General features: G+C 71.0%; 18 protein-coding genes. 10 read left to right on the top strand and 8 right to left on the bottom strand.

What is annotated here, in order from left to right; translation table 11 throughout:
* Window positions 1–118: 118 nt before the first annotated feature.
* Window positions 119–415, bottom strand: coding sequence for a DUF4193 domain-containing protein (locus tag OG992_RS12805; protein ID WP_007075406.1), 297 nt, complete (start codon window positions 413–415; stop codon window positions 119–121).
* A 432-nt stretch (window positions 416–847) separates the two neighbouring features.
* Here OG992_RS12805 and OG992_RS12810 point away from each other — a divergent pair, with 432 nt between their 5' ends.
* Window positions 848–1360, top strand: coding sequence for a LytR C-terminal domain-containing protein (locus OG992_RS12810; protein ID WP_238683395.1), 513 nt, complete (start codon window positions 848–850; stop codon window positions 1358–1360).
* A gap of 108 nt (window positions 1361–1468) precedes the next feature.
* On the opposite strand, the gene OG992_RS12815 is transcribed toward OG992_RS12810, so the two are convergent.
* The gene (locus OG992_RS12815) at window positions 1469–2287 is read right to left on the bottom strand and encodes an inositol monophosphatase family protein (RefSeq protein ID WP_238683357.1); all 819 of its coding nucleotides are present in this window, start codon (window positions 2285–2287) and stop codon (window positions 1469–1471) included.
* Window positions 2288–2955: 668 nt separating this feature from the next.
* Here OG992_RS12815 and OG992_RS12820 point away from each other — a divergent pair.
* Together OG992_RS12820 and OG992_RS12825 are read left to right on the top strand one after the other, a co-directional pair.
* Window positions 2956–4563 (top strand): RNA polymerase sigma factor, encoded by a 1608-nt coding sequence (locus OG992_RS12820; RefSeq protein WP_266303335.1) that lies wholly within the window; start codon window positions 2956–2958, stop codon window positions 4561–4563.
* Window positions 4564–4808: 245 nt separating this feature from the next.
* Window positions 4809–5042, top strand: a complete 234-nt coding sequence (locus tag OG992_RS12825; protein ID WP_030489368.1) for a hypothetical protein — start codon at window positions 4809–4811, stop codon at window positions 5040–5042.
* Window positions 5043–5774: 732 nt separating this feature from the next.
* Here OG992_RS12825 and OG992_RS12830 read toward each other — a convergent pair.
* The 3 genes from OG992_RS12830 to OG992_RS12840 all read right to left on the bottom strand — a co-directional run bounded on the left by OG992_RS12830 (window position 5775) and on the right by OG992_RS12840 (window position 8620).
* The gene (locus OG992_RS12830) at window positions 5775–7508 is read right to left on the bottom strand and encodes a DEAD/DEAH box helicase (RefSeq protein ID WP_266303336.1); all 1734 of its coding nucleotides are present in this window, start codon (window positions 7506–7508) and stop codon (window positions 5775–5777) included.
* A 190-nt stretch (window positions 7509–7698) separates the two neighbouring features.
* Window positions 7699–8361 (bottom strand): trimeric intracellular cation channel family protein, encoded by a 663-nt coding sequence (locus OG992_RS12835; RefSeq protein ID WP_238683360.1) that lies wholly within the window; start codon window positions 8359–8361, stop codon window positions 7699–7701.
* A 40-nt stretch (window positions 8362–8401) separates the two neighbouring features.
* A complete protein-coding gene (locus OG992_RS12840; RefSeq protein ID WP_007456912.1) occupies window positions 8402–8620 on the bottom strand; it encodes a DUF3039 domain-containing protein in 219 nt (72 codons plus the stop codon).
* 88 nt (window positions 8621–8708) lie between these two features.
* Here OG992_RS12840 and OG992_RS12845 point away from each other — a divergent pair, with 88 nt between their 5' ends.
* The gene (locus OG992_RS12845; RefSeq protein WP_266303337.1) at window positions 8709–9644 is read left to right on the top strand and encodes a pseudouridine-5'-phosphate glycosidase; all 936 of its coding nucleotides are present in this window, start codon (window positions 8709–8711) and stop codon (window positions 9642–9644) included.
* Complete coding sequence (locus OG992_RS12850; protein ID WP_238683362.1) at window positions 9641–10540, top strand: carbohydrate kinase family protein; 900 nt, start codon at window positions 9641–9643, stop codon at window positions 10538–10540. Before OG992_RS12845 ends, OG992_RS12850 begins: the two co-directional genes overlap by 4 nt.
* Window positions 10541–10593: 53 nt before the next feature.
* Here the strand turns inward: OG992_RS12850 and OG992_RS12855 are convergent, their stop codons facing one another.
* Window positions 10594–10953, bottom strand: coding sequence for a DUF3099 domain-containing protein (locus tag OG992_RS12855; protein WP_181518647.1), 360 nt, complete (start codon window positions 10951–10953; stop codon window positions 10594–10596).
* 104 nt (window positions 10954–11057) lie between these two features.
* Between OG992_RS12855 and OG992_RS12860 the strand changes: the two genes are divergently transcribed.
* Entirely contained in the window at window positions 11058–11342 is a 285-nt protein-coding gene (locus OG992_RS12860) for a hypothetical protein (protein ID WP_030489374.1), read from the top strand.
* Between the two features lie 17 nt (window positions 11343–11359).
* Window positions 11360–11671 carry a hypothetical protein gene (locus OG992_RS12865; protein ID WP_124858894.1) on the top strand — a complete coding sequence of 104 codons (312 nt, stop codon included), beginning with the start codon at window positions 11360–11362 and terminating at the stop codon, window positions 11669–11671.
* Window positions 11672–11680: 9 nt separating this feature from the next.
* On the opposite strand, the gene OG992_RS12870 is transcribed toward OG992_RS12865, so the two are convergent.
* On the bottom strand, window positions 11681–12271 hold the full coding sequence (locus tag OG992_RS12870) for an HhH-GPD-type base excision DNA repair protein (RefSeq protein ID WP_238683363.1): 591 nt from the start codon (window positions 12269–12271) through the stop codon (window positions 11681–11683).
* Window positions 12272–12366: 95 nt separating this feature from the next.
* Here OG992_RS12870 and OG992_RS12875 point away from each other — a divergent pair, with 95 nt between their 5' ends.
* Complete coding sequence (locus OG992_RS12875; RefSeq protein ID WP_266303338.1) at window positions 12367–13851, top strand: methyltransferase; 1485 nt, start codon at window positions 12367–12369, stop codon at window positions 13849–13851.
* Entirely contained in the window at window positions 13851–14273 is a 423-nt protein-coding gene (gene dtd / locus OG992_RS12880; protein ID WP_266303339.1) for a D-aminoacyl-tRNA deacylase, read from the top strand. The genes OG992_RS12875 and dtd overlap by 1 nt, the downstream gene beginning before the upstream one ends.
* Window positions 14274–14387: 114 nt before the next feature.
* Here dtd and OG992_RS12885 read toward each other — a convergent pair whose 3' ends face one another.
* A complete protein-coding gene (locus OG992_RS12885; protein WP_238683396.1) occupies window positions 14388–15176 on the bottom strand; it encodes a sporulation protein in 789 nt (262 codons plus the stop codon).
* Window positions 15177–15421: 245 nt separating this feature from the next.
* On the opposite strand from OG992_RS12885, the gene sigB reads away from it, so the two are divergent.
* Window positions 15422–16426 (top strand): RNA polymerase sigma factor SigB, encoded by a 1005-nt coding sequence (gene sigB / locus OG992_RS12890; protein ID WP_238683366.1) that lies wholly within the window; start codon window positions 15422–15424, stop codon window positions 16424–16426.
* Window positions 16427–16438: the final 12 nt, after the last annotated feature.

Raw genomic sequence — 16438 nt, forward strand, 5'->3', positions numbered from 1 at the left:
GGACCTCCCGGTGCTGTGGCTACCCGCTACGAGTCAAGCAGGTACCCACCGCTGCCGCATGCCTACACCGGCAGCGGCGACCCCGTTCAGGAGGCCGCCGCCGGTGTTGTTGTGGTTGTCAGACGCACTCGCGGCAGATCAGCTCGCCGTTACGCTCGACCGCCAGCTGGCTACGGTGGTGGACCAGGAAGCAGCGGGCGCACCGGAACTCGTCCTGCTGCATCGGAAGCACCTTGACCGTGAGCTCCTCGTCGGCCAGATCGGCACCGGGCAGCTCAAAGCTCTCGGCCACCTCGGCCTCGTCGACGTCCACCGCGCCCGACTGTGAGTCGACGCGCCGTGCCTTGAGCTCTTCCAGGCTGTCCTCGCCGAGGTCGACCTCGTCGCGACGCGGGGCGTCGTAGTCGGTGGCCATCGGTTTCACTCTCCCATATCGATGTTGTCGCTTCCGGTTGTAACGCCGGACGACGCTGTTTCGGTTCCGCTGGCCGGCCACCACTTGTGTCGGGCACCCGACCCGAGGACCGAACGGGTCGAGCTCGCTGGGGCGACTCCCCTGCGAGCGCGGAACCTTACCCCCCCTTGGGCGAGGCATGTATACCGCCCTTGCGGCTGAGATGTACGCCCCCGCACGCGAAGTTGTTCCCAATGTGATTCAGGCGACACGAAGATAGGGGTAGTAGTACCCGGTTCGCGGTCGGCGCGCCGGCATGTCGGGCTGTTTCCACGCGACGGCCGGACAACCGTTAACCTCAGCGGCGTATTCGACGGCCGGCGGCCTGAGCGATCGTTCCTGGCCGCCACCACCCACTGAGGTCCGGGGAGTGCCCTGATGAGTTTTGCGCGCGTGCGAGCACTCGTCGTCGTCGGCCTGTTGGCGATCATCGCCCTGGTCTTCGTCGTCGTGGCCGTGGTCCGCGACAGCCAGGGCAACGTGGGCACCGCGGCGGGTTGCCCCGAGGGCTGGCCGTTGGCGGATCTGACCCTGCGCGAGCGCAAGGACGTCAAGATCAACGTGTTCAACGCCACGGATCAGCCCGGTCTCGCCCACACCGTCGCCGACGAGTTCAGCAATCGACAGTTCCAGGTCAAGAAGACCGGGAACGAGAAGAAGGTCGACAGCGTCGCGCTGCTGCGGTACGGCCCGAAGGGCGTCGGTTCCGCGCACCTGCTCCAGGCGTACTTCCTGAACAACGCCGTTCCGGGCTACGACCCGAAGCGTGCCGACGACACCGTGGACGTGGTGCTGGGCAACCGCTTCCAGCAGCTCGCCACCACGACCGAGGTCAACCAGTCGCTGGGCGACTCGGGTCCGCCGGAGGCCCCCAAGGGCGCCTGCCCGTCCCCGCCCGCCAAGTGACGGCGTAACCGGCCCACCGCAGCGCCAGGTCGGCGATCGGCACCGACCTGGCCCACCGGCCAGAGCCGGCCACTGGAAAGGCCGGTGCCGGCTGAGCTGGTCCGCCGGTCAGGGACCGCCGGCGGCGTCCAGCGCGGCCAACCGGTCGTGCAGCGGCGCGAAGAGGGCGGGCGGGGCCGCCACCACCAGGTCCGGCCCTGGCGGCCGACCGGCCAGGCCGGCAACCCGAACCCCCGCCTCGGCGGCCACCAGCCCGCCAGCGGCCAGGTCCCAGGCCGCAAGACCCTTTTCGAAGTACGCGTCGAGCCGCCCCTCGGCGACCAGGCAGAGGTCCAGCGCCGCGGCGCCGAGCCGACGGATGTCACGTACGTGTGCGATCAGACCGGCGACCACCTGCGCCTGGTGCGCCCGGCGGCGGGCGTCGTAGCCGAAGCCGGTGCCGACCAGCGCCTGCCCCAGATCGACTTCCCCGGAGCATCGCAACCGGACACCGTCGCGCCAGGCCCCACCGCCGGCTGTGGCGGTCCATTCCTCGCCGGTGCTCACGTTGCGCACCACGCCGGCGACCACCACCCCCTCCACCTCGGCGGCCAGCGAGACCGCCGAGTGCGGCAGTCCGTACAGGTAGTTCACAGTGCCGTCGATCGGGTCGACGATCCAGCGCACACCGCTGCGCGTCGCGCCGGAAGCTTCCTCGCCGTACTCCTCGCCCAGCACCGAGTCGTCCGGGCGCAGCGCGGCCAACGCGTCGAGGATCTGCCGCTCGACCGCCCGGTCGGCGGCGGTGACCACGTCGGTGACGGTGCTCTTGGTGGCGGCGACGACGACCCCCTCGGCGCGCATCCGGTACGCGGTGTCCGCCGCCGCCCGAGCCACCTCCACCGCGATGGTCAGCAGCTCCGACGGTGTCGTGGCCGAGTTGGTCATGATTCGCCTCTTTCCGCACTCCGGGTGCATGTGGGTGGGTGGAACTACCGACCCAGGCTTCCGAAGATCATCGTTCCCGACGCCGTACGACGGCACCAGACCAGGATCTTCGGTGCCGGGGATCCGCTGCGAGGCGGGCACACCCGCGACGCCCTCGCGGCTTGAGCGGCCGACCTCCGCCAATATGCCCCTTTCGGTTGGTAATGTCGCTTAAGTGCTTACCGCCCCGTCCATGCTCGGCTCACAACCGTTGCCCAACCGCGACCTGGTGGGCACGCCGCCGGCCGGACCGACAGCGACCTCGGTGATCCACACGCGCATCCTCGCAATCGCCACGTCGACCTCGTACTGCCTGCTCAGACGGCAGTTCGGACACGACCTGCGCGCTACCTGGCGCGACGACGGAAGCCCTTCGCCGGCCGCGCGGCTATCATTACCGCGAAGCCCATATCTCCGCCCCACCGACGGTCCCCACCGGCGGTACGTGGTGCGGAGCAGGATGATCGCCGCAGACGGCGTTACAATTCACCCCTGCCCACGCGGCACGGACCGCCGACCACCGGCCGGACCGTGACACGAGGGTCCCTCAACCACATCGCCCGGCACGGTAACCCTCGCTGCGCTGGACGAACCCGCCGTGCCCGCTCTTCGCCTCCGGAAGGTCATTCGTGACAGAACCCCGCCAGCCCGGCGCCGACGTTCGCTCGCTCACCGACACCCTGATCGCCCACGCCCAGAGCGCCGGTGGTCAGCTCACGTCGGCTCAGCTCGCGCGCACCGTCGAGTCCGCCGAGGTGACTCCGGCCCAGGCCAAGAAGATCCTGCGGGCGCTCTCCGAGGCGGGAGTGACCGTCGTGGTGGACGGCTCGGCGAGCACCCGTCGCCGCGTCGCCGCGGCCCGCTCGACCACGCCGGCGTCCCGGGCCACCACCGCAAAGACCACCAAGAAGGCCGCCGCGCCGGCCCCGAAGCAGGCGCCCGCCGGCGACGACGCCCCGGCGACGTCGGCCCCGCGCAAGGTGGCCGCCCGCAAGGCGACCGGCACCGGCGCCGAGGCCGCCACGGCGACGCCGGCGAAGGCGACCAAGTCGACCCGAGCCACCAAGGCGACGGTGGCCGCGGCTGCCGGGGCCAAGCCGACCAAGGCTGGCGGCAAGGCCAAGGAGGGCGCCGAGGGCGAGATCGACCCGGAGGAGCTGGCCGCCGCGATCGAGGACGTGGTGGTCGAGGAGCCGGCCGAGCTGACCCAGGCAGCCGAAACCGACGCCGCCGCCTCGGCGACCGACAACGACTTCGAGTGGGACGACGAGGAGTCCGAGGCCCTCAAGCAGGCGCGACGCGACGCCGAGCTGACCGCCTCCGCCGACTCCGTCCGGGCGTACCTGAAGCAGATCGGCAAGGTTCCGCTGCTCAACGCCGAGCAGGAGGTGGAGCTGGCCAAGCGGATCGAGGCCGGGCTCTACGCCGCCGAGCGGCTGCGGGCTGCCGACGAGGGCGAGGAGAAGCTCGTCCGGGACATGGTCCGTGACCTGGGCTGGATCTCCCGCGACGGCGAGCGGGCCAAGAACCACCTCCTGGAGGCGAACCTCCGACTGGTGGTGTCGCTGGCCAAGCGCTACACCGGCCGCGGCATGGCCTTCCTCGACCTGATTCAGGAGGGCAACCTCGGTCTGATCCGGGCCGTGGAGAAGTTCGACTACACCAAGGGCTACAAGTTCTCCACGTACGCCACCTGGTGGATCCGACAGGCCATCACCCGCGCCATGGCCGACCAGGCCCGCACCATCCGCATCCCCGTGCACATGGTCGAGGTCATCAACAAGCTCGGCCGCATACAGCGTGAGCTGCTCCAGGACCTGGGCCGCGAGCCCACTCCGGAGGAGCTGGCCAAGGAGATGGACATCACACCCGAGAAGGTGCTGGAGATCCAGCAGTACGCTCGGGAGCCCATCTCACTGGACCAGACCATCGGCGACGAGGGCGACAGCCAGCTCGGCGACTTCATCGAGGATTCCGAGGCCGTGGTCGCGGTCGACGCGGTTTCGTTCTCGCTCCTGCAGGACCAGCTCCAGCAGGTGCTCCAGACGCTCTCCGAGCGTGAGGCGGGTGTGGTACGCCTGCGCTTCGGCCTGACCGACGGCCAACCCCGGACGCTCGACGAGATCGGCCAGGTCTACGGGGTGACCCGGGAGCGGATCCGGCAGATCGAGTCCAAGACGATGTCCAAGCTGCGTCACCCGTCCCGGTCGCAGGTCCTCCGGGATTACCTGGACTGAGCGGGTTTCGTCAACCGAACGTGTCGTTTTGACCACCTGGTGTGCAACACCAGATGGTGATCGTCCGGATGCACGAATGTGATCGTTGACGTGGCACCCTTGGTGCACGGCACACTGTCCCTTCCAGGTGTGACCTCGGTCCCCCGCGGGCACACAGGGAAGGCAGTGCCTAGTAAGGGTGTTGCACGATAGGTGAGCAACGACCGAAGAGATTGTTCATCGGTGACGACCAGAGGAGGAAGGCGATGACCCCGACCCTCACGCCGCCGCCCGTGACGGCGGCTCCCCCAGCCGCCGATGAACGGTGCGACCGCTGCAATGCTGCCGGGAAGCTCCGGATCACTCTCACGGGTGGGAGCGAGTTGGTGTTCTGCGGACACCACGCGAACAAGTACGCGGAGGATCTCGTAAAGATCACCGAGCGGTTCGCGACGGAGCCCGATTTCAGCTGGCGTGGCGCCGATCTGATGGCGAACTAAATCCGCAAACCGACATAGCTGACCGGAGACACCCCGAGGGTGCCTCCGGTCAGCTTTTTCTGTCTGGACGCGCGGCCGCCCCGCGCCCGGCCGCCCCGCGCCCCGCGCCCCGCGCCCCGCGCCCCGCGCCCCGCGCCCCGCGCCCCGCGCCAAGATCCGAACAACTTCCCTGATGTTGCTGCGTCCGACACTGCCGGAGTCAGCAACATCCCTGATCCTGCGCGGATCTTGACGACGAGCCCGCTCCGACAGGCCGGAGCGAGGTCTGGGTGCCACCGCCCCTCAAGGTCACGCTCGAACCAGGATGTGGTGGCCTCACCGATGCGCCGACACCACTACAACCAGGATGCTGCGCGATCTTGAGATCGGGACGCCCCGCACACGGGCATCCATGGCCGTTCCGGGCAGGCAAGCCGCAGCACCGCCCAGGCCCCCGTTGATCCACTCGGGTTCAAGGAAGTCGCGCTTTCCACCTCGCTCGAACACCGCGTTTTCAAGGAAGCCGAGTGGATCACGGTGCAAGCGCCGAGGCGGTGGTCACCCGGGCGCCGGTTCTGCTGGCCGCTGACACCAGGCACTACCAGCGGCGACATCAGGCACGGCCGGCCGGTGTCACCAAGCACGACCAGCGGCGACACCGGGCACGGCGGGCGATGGCGGGCGATGGCGATGAAGCCGGACCTGATCGTCGACACGGCCGACAGGGCGCAGCCCGCCCACGGCCGGGCGGGTCTAGAGGGTCTGCACGGTGGCGATGCGTTCCTCAAGCTGCTCGATGGTGGCCTGGGCGCTCGGCGGGCCACCGCAGAGCCGGCGCAGCTCGGCATGGATCTTGCCGTGCGGCTGACCGGTGCGATGGTGTCGGGCGGCCACCAGAGCGTTCAGTTGGCGCCGGAGCGCCACGCGACGCTGGGCGGCGCTCATGGGTGCGGGTGGCGCCGCCGTGGCCGCAGCGGCCGGCTGAGCGGCCCCGTCGGCCGTACGACGGCGTTGGGCGGCGAGCTGCGCGGCCTGCCGCTTGGTCAGCAGCAGCGAAACCTGGTCGGCGGTGAGCAGACCGGGCAGGCCGAGGTATTCCTCTTCCTCGGGGGTGCCGGCCTGGGCCGCGGTGCCGAACGACGCGCCGTCGAAGATCACCTGGTCCAGCTCGGCGGTGGCCGAGAGCGCCGCGAACCGCTTCTCCAGTTCCCCGCTGGCCTGGTCGTCGCGCTGCGCGCGTTCCAACAGGTCGTCGTCGAAACCGTCGGCTTCCTTGGGTTTACCGAGTACGTGGTCGCGCTCGGTCTCCATCTCGCTGGCCAACCCGAGCAGGTGCGGCACGCTGGGCAGGAACACCGACGCGGTCTCCCCGGACCGGCGGGCCCGCACGAACCGGCCGATCGCCTGGGCGAAGTAGAGCGGCGTGCTGGCGCTGGTGGCGTAGACCCCGACCGCCAGTCGCGGGATGTCGACCCCCTCGGACACCATCCGCACCGCTACCAACCACCGCTGGTCGGATGCCGCGAACGTCGCGATCCGGGCGGACGCGCCCTGGTCGTCGGACAGCACCACGGCGGCCTTCTCGCCGGTCACCTGCTCGATCAGCTTGGCGTACGAGCGGGCGGTCTGCTGGTCGGTGGCGATGATCAGACCACCGGCGTCGGCCATGCCCGCCTTGCGCAGCACCGTGAGTCGGGCGTCGGCGGCCCGCAGCACCTGTGGCATCCAGTCACCGGCCGGGTCCAGGGCGGTACGCCACGCCTGGGCCACCAGGTCCTGGGTCATCGGCTCACCCAGCCGGGCGGCCAGCTCCTCCCCCGCGTTGGTACGCCAGCGGGTCTCCCCGGAGTACGCCAGGAACAGCACCGGCCGGACCACCCCGTCGCGCAGCGCGTCGGAGTAGCCGTAGACCGAGTCGGCGCGGGAGCGCAGCAGCCCGTCCCCGCCCCGCTCGTAGCTGACGAACGGGATCGGGTTGTCGTCGGAGCGGAACGGCGTCCCGGTGAGCATCAGCCGGCGTACGGCGGGTTCGAAGGCGTTCTTCACCCCGTCGCCCCAGGACCGGGAGTCGCCGGCGTGGTGGATCTCGTCGAGGATGACCAGGGTGCGTCGGGTCATGGTGCGTCGCCGGTGCACCTGCGGGGCCATCCCCACCTGCGCGTAGGTGACCACAGCGCCGTGGAAGTCGGCCGCGGAGTGCAGGTCGGCGTTGCGGAACGCCGCGTCGAGTTGGATGCCCACCCGGGCCGCGGCGTCGGCCCACTGGTTCTTCAGGTGCTCGGTCGGCGCGACCACTGTGATGGCCTCCACGGTGCCGTCACCGAGCAGCTCGGCCGCGATCCGCAGGGCGAAGGTGGTCTTGCCGGCGCCGGGCGTGGCGACGGCTGTGAAGTCCTCGCTACGGCGACGCAGGTACTCCACCAGCGCCTTGCGCTGCCAGGCGCGTAGCGCCGGGAACGTCTCGAGCACCGGCGTCCGGGCTGCCACGCGAAGCTCCTCTCCGACCGCACGATGGCGGACCCCGGGCGAGGGCCACGAGGATCCGCCGCCCATGAAAACGCCTCCGCGCAGAAGCTGCCGCGAAGGCCGACTCAGCATAACCAGCACGGGCCGCCGGGCCCAGGCGACGCCACGCTGGTCACAATCCCGCACTCGAACGAGCGCCGGCCCGACCGTCTCACCACTCCCGGTCGGTGCGTGGATCCGCCCCGTCGGCGCGCGGCGGGCGCAGCGTGGCCACCGGCGCGGACCAGCGTCGACGCAGCGCGATCAGGCGTAGCCCGAAGACCAGGACGGCGGCGGCGGTGAGCGGCGCGGGGCCGGTCTGCCCGGTGACGTACAGCAGCACCACCAGGATCGAACCGGCCAGCGCGGCCAGCGCGTAGATCTCCCGGCGCAGCACGACCGGGATCTCGGCGGTGAGCAGGTCGCGGCCGAGGCCGCCGCCGATCGCGGTGAGCATGCCGATCAGGCAGGCGCCGACCGCCGGTACCCGGGCGTCGAGCGCCTTGAGCGTGCCGGTGACTGTGAACAGCGCCAGGCCGGCCGCGTCCAGCACCAGCACTGTGGTGCGCAGTCGGGCCAGTTGCGGGTGCAGCCAGAAGACGGCGAGTGCGGTGATCGCGGCCGTGGCCACATACCGCCAGTCGGCGAAGGCCAGCGGCGGCACCTCGTCGATGACCAGGTCCCGGAAGATCCCACCGCCGAGGGCGGCCACGAAGCCGACGAACGCGACGCCGAACAGGTCCAGTCGCTTGGCCACCGCCGCCGAGGCCCCGGACGCGGCGAACACCGCCACCCCGGTCAGGTCGGCGAGGAGCAGGGCGGTGGAGGTGGTCACCGCCGCAGGCTACGTCGCCGGTCGGAGCACCGGCCGAGGTTCACTCACGGTACGAGTCGTAGATCTCCTTGCACTTGGGGCAGACCGGCGAACCCGGCTTGGCCGCCTTGGTGACCGGGAAGGTCTCGCCGCAGAGAGCGACGACGAAAGTGCCCATGACGGCGCTCTCGGCGATCTTCTCCTTGCGGACGTAATGGAACATCTCTGGACCGGTATCGGCGTCCTTCAGCTCCGGACGCTCGAGAACCTCTGTGCTCACGTCTGCACCTCCAACCGACAAGTTTGGCAGGTCATCACGGCCGGGTCCACTTGAGGCCAGCCGAGGCCCCACCCCGTACGGTGCCCGTGTGACTGACTTTCACATCAGCTACGGCACCGAGGTCGCCGAAGCCCTGCGCGACGGCCGGCCCGTCGTCGCCCTGGAGAGCACCATCGTCTCGCACGGTCTGCCCCGACCGGAGAACCTGCGCGTGGCCAGGGAGATCGAGCGGACGGTTCGGGACGCCGGGGCCGTTCCGGCGACGATCGGCATGATCGCCGGCGAGCTCGTGGTCGGCCTGGACGACGCGCAGCTGACCCGGCTGGCCACCGTCGACGGCGTGACCAAGCTCTCCGTCCGCGACCTCGCGGTGGCCGCCGCGACCGGCGCGGACGGCGCGACCACGGTGGCCGCTACCAGCGCGGTGGCCGCGGCCGCCGGCATCGGCGTGTTCGCCACCGGCGGGCTGGGTGGGGTGCACCGGGAGGCCGCGCACACCTTCGACGAGTCGGCGGACCTGGTCACGCTGGCGCAGACCCCGATCGCGGTGGTCTGCGCCGGGGTCAAGTCGATCCTCGACGTGGGCGCGACGCTGGAGCGCCTGGAGACCCTCGGGGTCGCTGTGGTCGGTTACCGCACCCGCCGGTTCCCCGGCTTCTACCTCACCGACGCCGGCTTCGACCTGGACTGGTCGGTGGACTCGCCGGAGCAGGTCGCCGCAGTGCTCGCCGCCCGCGACGAGCACGCCGTGCACACCGGTGGGATGCTCATCGCCAACCCGCTGCCGGTCGACGAGCAGCTCGACCCGGAGCTGCACGACCGGACGCTCACCGAGGGTCTGGCCCTGCTGGAGCGGGACGGGATCACCGGAAAGGCCGTCACGCCGTACCTGCTCGCGCACTTCCACTCGGCCACCGAGGGCGCGAGCCTGGCGGTGAACGTGCGGATCATCCTGCGCAACGCCGACCTGGCCGCGCGGATCGCGGTCGCCTCGGTGGCCCGCGGCACCGCCGTCCCGGCATGACCCGACCGGCCCGGATGGTCGTCGTCGGGGACGTGATCACCGACGTGGTCGCCGTGTTGTCCGGGCCGCTCGCGGCCGGCTCGGACACCGGGGCCGCAATCAGTCTCGGCGGCGGCGGTCAGGCGGCCAACACCGCCGCCTGGATCGCCGCGCAGCGGGTGGACGTCACGCTCGTCGGGGCCGTCGGTCACGACGACGCCGGGCGGGACCGGGTGGCCGAGCTGGAGCGGGCGGGCGTCGACTGCGCCATCGAGCGGGTCGAGGGCGCCGCGACCGGCACTGTCATCGTGTTGGCCGCCGACGACGAGCGCACCATGGTCAGCCAGCGGGGCGCGAACCTGCGGCTGAGCGCCGCGCACGTCGAGCAGGCCCTCGCGGCGGCGCCCGGCGCTGGGCATCTGCACCTGTCCGCGTACACCCTGTTGGACGCGGAGTCGCGCGGCGCGGGGCTGCGGGCGTTGGCCGCCGCCCGCGAGCGCGGGCTGACCATCAGCGTCGACGCGGCCTCCGCGGCGCCGTTGCGGCGGGTCGGCGCGGCGGCGTTCCTGAGTTGGGTACGCGACATCGACCTGCTCCTGGTCAACGCGGACGAGGCCACGGTGCTGGCCGGTGGGTTGGACCCGGCGGCGCAGGGGCGGGTGCTGTCGGCGACGGCTCGGCGGGTGGTGGTGAAGCGCGGCGCGGCCGGCGCGGTCTGGGTGGACCGCACCACGCCGGTCTGCGTGGCTCCGGCCAACCGGGTGGCGGTGGTGGACGTCACGGGCGCGGGCGACGCCTTCGCGGCCGGTCTGCTCACCGCGTGGCTCGCCGGCGCCACCCCGACCGCGGCACTGAGCCGCGCCACCGACCTGGGCGCGCTTGCCGTCTCCACGGCCGGGGCTCGGCCACGGGCGTAGCGGCCGTCACACGGCCACAGCCCCGACTGCTCGAACCCTGGCCCGTTTGCGGGTCAGGGTTCGACGTCGATGACCTTGTGTGGGCGCTCCTCGGCGGTGAGGCTCATCGGCGGGGTGTCGTCCGTGTGCCGGCGGTGGAACCGATTGGCCAGCCGGTGCTCTTCCTTCGGCGGCCGGTCGTTGGCCAGCAGCACGGCCAGCCAGGGGATGAGCACCATGCCGAGGGCGCACAACGGCAGCCAGAGCCAGAGCAGTGGGGCGTTCGCACCGACCAGGATCGCGCCGACGATGATGCAGGCCACCCGGATGCCCATCATCAGGACATAGCGGCGCTGACGGCTGTTGAGCTGATCACCCTGGCTGCGCGAGGCGTCGGTGATCAGGATCGGCTGGTACGCCTGACGCTTCACCATGGACCTCCTCGAGGGGGTTACGCCTCATCCTGTCACCGCGGGTCCGTGATCAGCGAACTTCGACTCATCCCGCCGCGTGTTACGCGCGTGGTACGCTCCGCGATGTGGGCAGCAGGTTCAGCTTCACCGACGAGGCGTTGGCCAACCTGAGGGTCTACGACGTCACACCCGGGGAAGTCTGGGAGGCGCTGCACAGCGCCCGACGGGTGATCCGTCATCTGGGTGACGACGTGATGGTGGTCTACGCCGCCGCCCGTCGGGGCCGCAGGCTGGCGGTGCTGCTCGCCGAGGCCGATGGCACCGACAACGACTGGGACATCCTCTCCGCCCGCGAGTTGAGCGACGTCGAGTCCAAGCGCTACGACGAGGCCGTGCGGAGATCTCGGTAGATGAGGAGGCCGTGACGATGCACCGTAACGACGCGACCAAGCAGTTCCACGGCGGCGGCGAGCGCATCGCCGAGCTGATCGACGAGAGCCCGGCGGCGGAGCTGCCCACCCCCGACAGCGACGTGCCGATGGTGAGCCGCTCGGTGCGGCTGCCACTGGACACCTACGAGCGGGTCCGCGCCGCCGCCGACGCCCGGGGCATCGGGGTCACCACGCTGATGCGCCAGTGGATCGAGGCCGGCCTGGCCGACCTGGACGACTCGGCGACCGTCTCACTGGCCGACGTCCGGCGGGCGCTGGCCTCGCTGGCGCACCCCACCGCCGCCTGAACAGACGGCTCAGCCGCCGGCCGTCTTCGCCTTGGCCGCCGCCTTCATCTGCTGCTTGAACTCCCGCACCCGACGCAGCGAATCGGCGTCGGTGACATCGGCCACCGACCGGTACGCGCCCGGGTCGCCGTAGTCTCCGGCCGCCTTCCGCCAGTCCTGTGGGGTCACCCCGAACCGCTTGCCGAGCAGTGCCACGAAGATCTGCGCCTTCTGCTTGCCGAAGCCAGGCAGCGCGGAGACCCGGCGCAGCAGCTCCGGCCCGTCGGCGACCTCGGCCCAGAGCAGCGCCGCGTCACCGTCGTACCGCTCCACAAGCACCTGGCAGACCTCCTGCACCCGGGCCGCCATGGCCTTCGGAAACCGGTGCAGCGCGGGCGGCTGGGCGAAGAGCGCGACCAGGGCCTCCGGGTCGTACCCGGCCAGCTCCGCCGCGTCCGGCTCATGGCCGAGCCGCTGCGCCAGCACGTACGGCGACGAGAACGCCTTCTCCATCGGCACTTGTTGATCAAGAACCATGCCGAGCAGCAGGGCCAGCGGGCTGCGCTCCAGCAGCCGGTTGGCCTCCGGGTCGATGGGCAGAACAAGCGTCATGCGGACCATCCTGCCTGGCGTACCGAGCCGGGCGGACACCGACGCTCCGACACCTTCCGGCGGGTGACGCTGATCCGGGACGCGACGGGGGGCAGGATGTCGGGGTGGACGAACACGACATGCTGCTCTCCCCCGCCGGCGTCGACGCGCTGCGCGGCGCACTGACCGGGACCGGATTCACCAGCCACGGCATCGCCGAGCGGCTGGGCGCCCAGGCGACCGCGGCGGTCGCCCGCAACGACTACCGGGCCGCGCTGCGCGCCACCGAGGACGGCGACCCGCTCGGCACCCTGATCCGGCTGTTCATCTGCGCCCAGACCGAGTCGGAGGCTGCGGTGACCGCCGCGCTGGCGCCCCTGAGCCTGGCCGAGGCCCTCGCGGGCGGGCTGATCGAGCGGTACGGCGACGGCCTGCGTGCCGGCGTCGACCTGGAGCCGTACGGTGAGGACTGGTGGGTGCTCGCCGACGTGCCGGCCAGCGCCCGACCGGGTCGCCCGTTGCACGCCGAGCACGTCCTCGGCGTCGGCGGGGCGACCCACACCCTGATCGGCGCGACCATGCGCCGGCCGGTCGACACCGCACTGGACCTGGGCACCGGCTCCGGCATCCAGGCCCTGCACCTGGGCACCCACGCCAGGTCGGTGACCGCCACCGACCTCTCCGAGCGGGCGCTGCGTTTCGCCGCGACCACCGCCGCCCTCAACGGTCAGGACTGGGAACTGCTCCGCGGCGACCTGGTCGCCCCGGTGGCCGGTCGGCGGTTCGACCTGGTGGTGAGCAACCCACCGTTCGTGGTCGGCCCCGGCACGACCACGCACGTGTACCGCGACTCCGGCCGGGTCGGTGACGCGATCGGCGCCGAACTCGCCGCCGCGGCCCCGGGCCTGCTCACCGAGGGCGGCACGATGCAGTACCTGGCGAACTGGGTGCACGTCGCGGGCGAGGAGTGGGACGAGCGGGTGGCCGGCTGGTTCGCCGGGACCGGCCTGGACGCCTGGGTGATCCAGCGGGAGGTGGCCGACCCGATGGCGTACGTCGACCTGTGGCTCACCGACGTCGGCGAGACCGCCGACCCGCAGCGGATGGCCGCCTGGCTGGACTGGTTCGACGCGCACAAGGTGGAGGGCATCGGCTTCGGCATCGTGTCGCTGCGTCGGGGCGGGCACGCCGACCCGGTGGTCCGGGTGGAGGATCTGCGCCAGCGGGTGCAGCCACCGCTGGGCGACCGGGTCGCCGCCTGGTTCGACCGCCAGGACTTTCTCCGGGTACGCGACACCGAGGCGTTGCTCGCCGAGCGCTACCGGGCCGCCGAAGGCCTCCAGCTGCGACAGGAGGCCACCATGGGCGACGACGGCTGGGGGGTGGACCGGCAGGTCCTCGCGATGCCGCACGGCCTGCGCTGGACCGAGGAGATCGACCCGCTGGTGCTGGCGCTGGTCGGTGGCGCCGACGGCCGGCTGCCGCTGCGTGACCAGCTCGCACTGCTCGCCGCCGCGCACGACGTCGAGCCCGACGAGATGGCCGAGGCCGCCGGCCCGATCGTGGCGCACCTGGTGGAGCGCGGCTTCATCGAGCCGGTGAACGCCTGATGCGGGCGGTGGTGCAGACCGTCGGGCGGGCCAGCGTGACGGTGGACGGCGAGGTGGTCGGCGCCATCGAGAACGGCCTGCTGGTGTTGCTCGGGGTGACCCACACCGACACCGTGGAGACCGCTCAGACGATGGCCCGCAAAATGCACGAGGTGCGCATCCTGGACGGTGAGCGGTCCGCCGCCGACACCGGCGCGCCGATCCTGGTGGTCAGTCAGTTCACCCTCTACGGCGACGTCCGCAAGGGCCGCCGACCGAGCTGGACCGCCGCCGCTCCCGCCGAGGTCGCCGAGCCACTGGTGACAGCGGTGGTCGACGCCCTACGGGAACGAGGAGCAAAGGTCGAGACCGGCCGTTTCCGCGCCCACATGCTGGTGGAAAGCATCAACATAGGCCCCCAAACCCTCCTCCTGGACCTCTGACCCCACCCCACCCCCACCCCTGTTGATCATGAAGTTATTACCCGCCGGCTCGGCGTGTCATGGCAATAACTTCATGATCGACGGACGGGGCTGGGGGTGCGGGGCTGGGTGGGGTTAGGAGAAGAGGCCTCGGCGGGTTAGGGACTGGCGGAGCCAGTTGTCGAGTTCGGCGGTCCAGTCGGTGCGGTCGGCGGTGGCGTGGTCGACAGTGAACCGGCCGAAGGCGTCCCGGCCCTCGGTGAAGACACCGCCGCGCTTGTCGACCTCCAGCACCACCTGCATCTGCTGCGCGTCGGCGACGAAGGTGACCTCCAACTGGTTGATCGAGCGGGCGTACTGCGGTGCCGGGCTGAACTCGATCTCCTGGTAGAACGGCAACGTCTGGCGTACGCCGTAGATGTGACCACGCTCCACATCGGCGCGTGCGAACCGGAAGCCCAGCCGCAGCAGCGCGTCCAGCAGTCGCTCCTGCGCCGGCAGCGGGTGCACCGACACGGCGTCCAGGTCACCCTTGTCGACCGCGCGAGCGACCTCCAGCTCGGTACGCAGACCCATCGTCATCCCGTGCAGGTGCTGCCCGTACAGCTCGGTGACCGGCGTCTCCCACGGCACGTCGAAGCGGAACGGGATGTCGTAGCGCTGTCCGGGCTCCAGCCGGAACGCTCCGGTGACCTGCTGGCGGTGGAATTCCTGAGTGGTGTCGTAGTCGTTGTCGCCGCTCTCCACCTCGACCCGGGTGACCAGGCCGAGGGCGACGTGGTCGATGTCGACCTGGTGGTCGCCGCCCAACACCTGGATCCGGCCCTCCAACTGGCCGCCCGGGCGGCAGTTCGGGTTGGCCAGCACCGTCTCCACCGACGGACCACCGACGCCCATCGCCTTCATGAGCCGCTTGAAGACCACACCGTCCTCCAACTGTCGTTTCCAACCGACCAGAGGTGGCCGGCCGTCCGCAACGTAGCCGGGGCGGGCAACCACACACTCCGACGACACACCGCACCAGCGATCCGACGCGATTCCTGTCGGGTGCCCGATCGCCTCACTCCCGTTTTACGCCCCGCCCGCCAAGCTGTTGTTCACACCGGCACCACTGGGCCGGGAACACGGCACCGACGTGGAAACGGGGAGAGACAGAGATGGTTCTGCAGATGACGGAACACCGGACGCGCCCGGCCACCACGACCGACACCGACCGGGCCTCCGAGGCCCTCGTCGACCTGGACGCCACCGACGAGCGCGGCATCTCCACCGACCTGGTCCGGGCCTACCTCAACGGCATCGGCCGGACGAAGCTGCTGACCGCCGCGCAGGAGGTCGACCTGGCCCGGCGCATCGAGGCCGGCCTGTTCGCCGGCGAGAAACTGGCCACCTGCACCCCGGTCTCCGCGGAGCTGCGAGCCGACCTGGAGCTGATCGTCGCCGAGGGTCGGGCGGCCAAGGACCACCTGTTGGAGGCGAACCTGCGGCTGGTGGTCAGCATCGCCAAGCGCTACACCGGCCGTGGCATGGCGTTTCTCGACCTGATCCAGGAGGGCAACCTCGGTCTGATCCGGGCCGTGGAGAAGTTCGACTACGCCAAGGGCTACAAGTTCTCCACGTACGCCACCTGGTGGATCCGACAGGCCATCACCCGCGCCATGGCCGACCAGGCCCGCACCATCCGCATCCCCGTGCACATGGTCGAGCAGGTCAACCGGATGGTCCGGGCCCGCCGCGAACTGGCGGTGACGCTGGGCCGCGAACCGACGGTCGCCGAGGTAGCCCGCGCACTGGAGATCCCCGAGATCCAGGTCATCGAGCTGATCTCCTACGACCGGGAGCCGGTCAGCCTGGACCAGGCCGTCGGCGACGACGGTGAGAGCGCGCTCGGCGATTTCGTGGCGTCGGTGGACCCGCGCACCGAGCCGGGCGACGCCGCCGCCCAGGGCGAGCTGCGCAACGAGGTCAGCATCGTGCTCTCCACCCTGTCCCAGCGGGAACAGGCGGTCATCCGCCTCCGGTTCGGCCTGGACGACGGCCGCCAGCGCACCCTGGACGAGGTTGGTCGGGAGTTCGGCCTGTCCCGCGAGCGGATCCGGCAGATCGAGAAGGTGACGCTGCTGAAGCTGCGCGCGCCGGAGCGGGCCCAGCGCCTGGAGGCGTACGCCTGCTGACGCACCCGGTTC

The sequence above is a fragment of the Micromonospora sp. NBC_00362 genome (assembly GCF_026342155.1).
Lineage (GTDB): Bacteria > Actinomycetota > Actinomycetes > Mycobacteriales > Micromonosporaceae > Micromonospora > Micromonospora hortensis.

What these genes read in the sequence shown, in the direction of transcription:
- OG992_RS12865 (WP_124858894.1), top strand. Translation starts at nt 11,360, where the DNA reads ATGCACCGTAACGACGCGACCAAGCAGTTCCACGGCGGCGGCGAGCGC.
- OG992_RS12825 (WP_030489368.1), top strand. Translation starts at nt 4,809, where the DNA reads ATGACCCCGACCCTCACGCCGCCGCCCGTGACGGCGGCTCCCCCAGCC.
- OG992_RS12850 (WP_238683362.1), top strand. Translation starts at nt 9,641, where the DNA reads ATGACCCGACCGGCCCGGATGGTCGTCGTCGGGGACGTGATCACCGAC.
- OG992_RS12870 (WP_238683363.1), bottom strand. Translation starts at nt 12,271, where the DNA reads ATGGTCCGCATGACGCTTGTTCTGCCCATCGACCCGGAGGCCAACCGG.
- dtd (WP_266303339.1), top strand. Translation starts at nt 13,851, where the DNA reads ATGCGGGCGGTGGTGCAGACCGTCGGGCGGGCCAGCGTGACGGTGGAC.
- OG992_RS12815 (WP_238683357.1), bottom strand. Translation starts at nt 2,287, where the DNA reads ATGACCAACTCGGCCACGACACCGTCGGAGCTGCTGACCATCGCGGTG.
- sigB (WP_238683366.1), top strand. Translation starts at nt 15,422, where the DNA reads ATGACGGAACACCGGACGCGCCCGGCCACCACGACCGACACCGACCGG.
- OG992_RS12805 (WP_007075406.1), bottom strand. Translation starts at nt 415, where the DNA reads ATGGCCACCGACTACGACGCCCCGCGTCGCGACGAGGTCGACCTCGGC.
- OG992_RS12855 (WP_181518647.1), bottom strand. Translation starts at nt 10,953, where the DNA reads ATGGTGAAGCGTCAGGCGTACCAGCCGATCCTGATCACCGACGCCTCG.